The organism is Dietzia sp. Cai40 (assembly GCF_014145165.1).
In the GTDB taxonomy this organism is placed as follows: Bacteria; Actinomycetota; Actinomycetes; order Mycobacteriales; family Mycobacteriaceae; genus Dietzia; species Dietzia natronolimnaea.
Genome location: NZ_JAALEB010000468.1, coordinates 1 through 4,043, shown reverse-complemented (window position 1 = coordinate 4,043; position 4,043 = coordinate 1). Strand labels below are relative to the sequence as shown.

At 72.3% G+C, this 4,043-nt stretch carries 2 protein-coding genes; both read right to left on the bottom strand.

Annotated features, from left to right (window positions below; genetic code table 11):
* On the bottom strand, positions 1-1,818 hold a 1,818-nt coding region (locus G6022_RS15720), incomplete at its 3' end, for a UvrD-helicase domain-containing protein (RefSeq protein WP_182691977.1).
* The coding region (locus G6022_RS15715) for a PD-(D/E)XK nuclease family protein (RefSeq protein WP_182691974.1) at positions 1,815-4,043 on the bottom strand (2,229 nt) is incomplete at its 5' end. The genes G6022_RS15715 and G6022_RS15720, both read right to left, overlap by 4 nt.

Below are 4,043 nucleotides of genomic sequence, written 5' to 3'. Positions count from 1 at the left end.
CTCGTCGGCGCTGTTGGCCACGGCCCGCACGGAGAGGAGGAGGTCGCGGATCTCCGGGGTGCCGTAGACGATGGACGACGCCTCGGTCCGGAAATCGATCCCGGCGTGGTCGAGGCACTTCTCGATCATGGGCAGCGAACTCCGCGAGGGCAACAGGATCGCGATGTCCCCGAGGCGGAGCGGGGTGTGACCGCCGTCCCTGGACTCGTGTGTCCACTGCTCGCGGACGGCGGTCGCGATCACGCGGGCCACATCGGAGGCCTCGGTCCAGTGGCGTCGTGCATCATCGTTCGCGTCCGGCGGACAGTGATCGGGAAGCTCGGGGACGTCCTCGGTGCGGAACACGAACGGGCGGGGGCCGTGCGCGGGGTCGAACGGAGGCCGGTCGGGACCCGGTTCCAGTTCCCGGTAGTCGGGCTGCACTCCCTCCGCGGCGAGGAGTACTTCCGAGAACACCTCGTTGACCCAGTCGAGCACCGCCCGCGAACACCGGAAGTTGGTGCTCAGGCGTTCGACCTCGACTCCGTCCCCGCGCTGCGCTCGCAGGTAGGTGGAGATGTCGGCCCGCCGGAAACGGTAGACGGACTGTTTGGGGTCACCGACGGTGAAGAGCCTGCCGGTCCCTGACACTGATACCGACCCGGTGCCGTCCGTCTGTTCCTCGGCGGTGAGGAGCGTGGCGAGGTCGAGCTGGATGGGGTCGGTGTCCTGGAACTCGTCGATGAGGATCCGGGTGTACCGGGCCCTGACCCGGTCCCGGACGTCCCGGTCCTGCAGCAACTCGCGGGCGAGCACGAGCTGGTCGTGGAACTGCAACGTGCCGTGCCTGCGACGGTCGTCGGCATGTCTGCGGATGACCGGGATGAGGGCGTCCAGGATGATCGCGATGCGTGGGCGCCAGTGGGCGGACAGGACCTCGGTGCAGATCGAGGGCAGTCGCCTGATCTCCTCTTTGATGGCGTCGACGGTGGCCTTGTCCCCCCAGGCGGCGGCGCGGCCTCCCCGGCCTGCGGTCATGGGCTTGCCGAGGAGTTCGACCCAGGTCGGTGACGCCGTCCGATCCGTGGCCGCCGCCTGCAGGTCCGTCAGCCACGCCTCGTGGCCGGCGAGGGTCTGGTAGAGCTTGTCCGTCTCGTCCACGCAGGACTCGCGCCACCCGGTGATCGACCCGATCGCGGCGACGATCTCGCCGAGATCGGGAGAGTCGGGCAGCTCGGAGTCGGGAGACCCGCCGGAGTGGAGAGGGCCGCTGGGGAGCCGGTCCCAGTCGCGGTGCAGCGCCTCGACCATCTCGCGGAAGGCGGGCGTGCCGACGCCGGCGTCGAGCAGGTCGTCGACGGCCCGGGCCAGGACGCCGGAGCGCGAACCGTCCCGGTCGCCGCCGAACAGGACGGTCGCGCATTCCTGCCACATGGCGTCCACGGCCGTGGCCTCGGCGGTGTCCTGCTGGGCGGTCACCCTCGGCGGGATCCCGGCCTCCAGCGGATTCTCGGAGAGCAGGCGCAGGGCGAACGAGTGCAGGGTCCCGATCGCGGCGGTGTCGAGCCCGGCGAGCGCGGCGTCCGCGCGCTGGTCGCCGGCGTCCCGTCGGTCCACCAGATGGACGCGGAGCCGGTCACGCAACTCGGCGGCCGCCTTCTCGGTGAAGGTGATCGCGGCGATCCGGTCCACGGGCACACCGTCGGTGAGCAGGAGGGTGCTGAGCCGGCCGACCAGGGCGTGGGTCTTGCCGGTGCCGGCCCCGGCCTCGACGAACAGGGTGGCGGTGGTGTCGCGCTCGACCCGGTCCCGGGCGGGTTGGTCGTGGAGCACGCTCATGAGGCTGACTCCGATCGGGTCTCGGTGGTGTCGCCGGCGACGATGCCGACGAACGCGGGGTGGGACGCCAATGGCTCCCGCCCGGACAGTCGCTCCCATGTGCGGTCCAGGTCCGTTCCCCCGAGGAGGTCGGCCAGATCACGGGAGGACCCGCGTCCGCCCTTGAGGGGGAACCAGCCCCGTTGGATGGCGTCGACCAGGTTCCCGACGTCCGAGCGGACCCGGTCCATGACGGTGTCCGAGACGGCGAGGGAGATCTGCTCGAACCCACCGCGCTCGGTGCAGTACCAGTAGCGGACCTCGCTCACCGGCACGTCCCGGGCGGTGGCGGCGGCCGCGGCGTAGAGGGGGAGCTGGAACCGGGTGCCGGACACGGTGGGGTCCTCCTCGCTCGGGCGTTGCTCCGACCCGGGAGGCTTCCCGGTCTTGTAGTCGGTGACGCGTTGTGTGCCGCCCCGGACGTCGAGTCGGTCGATCGATCCGGCCAGGAGCAGGGTCTCCGGTCCGCGGGAGGTGGTCACCTCGAACGGGATCCGGGCCGTCGGTCCCCCGGGGACCTCGCGTCCGAATCCGAGTTCGGTGGCGGTGGGCCGCCAGCCCGCGTCGGCATCGGCGCTGTCCTCCTCGAACCACCGGCCGAGCTCGGCGGCCAGGAGCATCTGCCGCCGGCGCCACAGCGGGGCGAGCAACCCGGGGGCCCCGGTGACGGCCTTCTCGCACTCGTCCCGGAGCGCACGCATGAGCAGGTCCCGGTCCGGACCGGCCCCCAGCTCGAGTCGAGCGGACACGTATCGCTGCAGGATCGCGTGGACCAGGTCGCCGTAGTCGCGCAGGTCCATCTCGATGTCCGCCGCCGGATCGTCGAGGACTCGGACGCGCAGCACGGTGCCGAGGAAGAACAGGTAGGGACTCTGGGCCCAGTCCTCCAGGCGGGTGGGTGAGACCGGTGTGTCGAGCACGTTCACCAGGTCGTTCACCGAGGACACGTCCCCGGTGAACCGTGAGAAGACCCCGAGCCTCCGGTCCCGGCGCATCTCGTGGGCCCGCAGGAGCGGCTCCGGCGCCCCCGGTCCCGCCCGCCACCCGCCGGCCGCGAGTTCGCGCAGGCGCAGTTCGGTGGTGGTGGCCGGATCGGGGCCCAGGAGGGACGGCGGGGAGAGGACGCCGTCGAGGAAGGAGGGGACGGCGGTGACGGTGGGGCACCCCTCCAGGGCCTCCTGCCACCTGGTGGCGTGGACCCGCCGACCGGCGAGGCGCGACAGCGTGGGCAGGAGCCACCGCGACGGGATGCGGTGTCCGCCACCCCGCATCGACCCGCGGGGGAACGAGCACAGGCGTCGGGCCGAGCCCGCCGACAGTGCCAGTTGGAGCACCCGGTAGCGCTCGTCGAGCAGCTCGGACGCCGAGGGGTCGACCGCGCCCTCGGGCAGGAGCGGATCGGGTCGGTGGAGGACGGGTAGCAGGCCCTCGGCCATGCCCACCACGCACACCGTGTCGAGATCCCGGCCGACCGCGTCGTCGATCGGGCCCAGGCTCACGCCCGCTCCCTCCTCGCCGACCCGGTCGGCGAGGGAGTCCAGCCGCGTGGTCACGGCGCCCACGATCCGCTCGCGGGTGATCGCGGGAGAGATGGTGTCGAGGTCGGCGAGCGAACCGACGGCGGCCTGCACGGCCGCCCGGTCGAGGCTCTGCCGGAAGAGCGAGGTGAGCATGGAGTTCACCGTCGCGGCGACCTCGGACCAGGACCGTGCGGAGTCCAGGGCGGCGAGGGCGGACCGGACCTGATCGACGAGGCGCAGCAGAGCCGCGGCGGCCGCCCGGTCGGAGTCGGTGAACTCGACACCGGTGGAAGGGGACACCGCGTCGGGCCGGGGCCCGGACGGATCCGGTTCGATGGCCAGGTGGTCGGCCAGGCGGGCCCAGTCACCGCCGCCGATCACGGGGACACGCGTGCGGGTGAGCAACTCCAGGCGGCGCGACGAGACCGGGGCCCCGTGGTCGTCCAGGATCGTCACCGCCCCCTCGGCCACGATCGAGAGCAGTTCGGCCCGCGGCATGAGGTCCGGGTTGATCCCGAGCAACCGGGTGAGGGACCGGCCGGCGGGCGTGCGGCCGAGATCGGTGGCGGAGGGCCCGTTGACGACGATCTCCGCCTCGTCGAACGCGCGGAGCAGCAGTCGCAGGTAGGGATCCGGCGATGGGTAGTAGACGCCGATCCGGTGCCC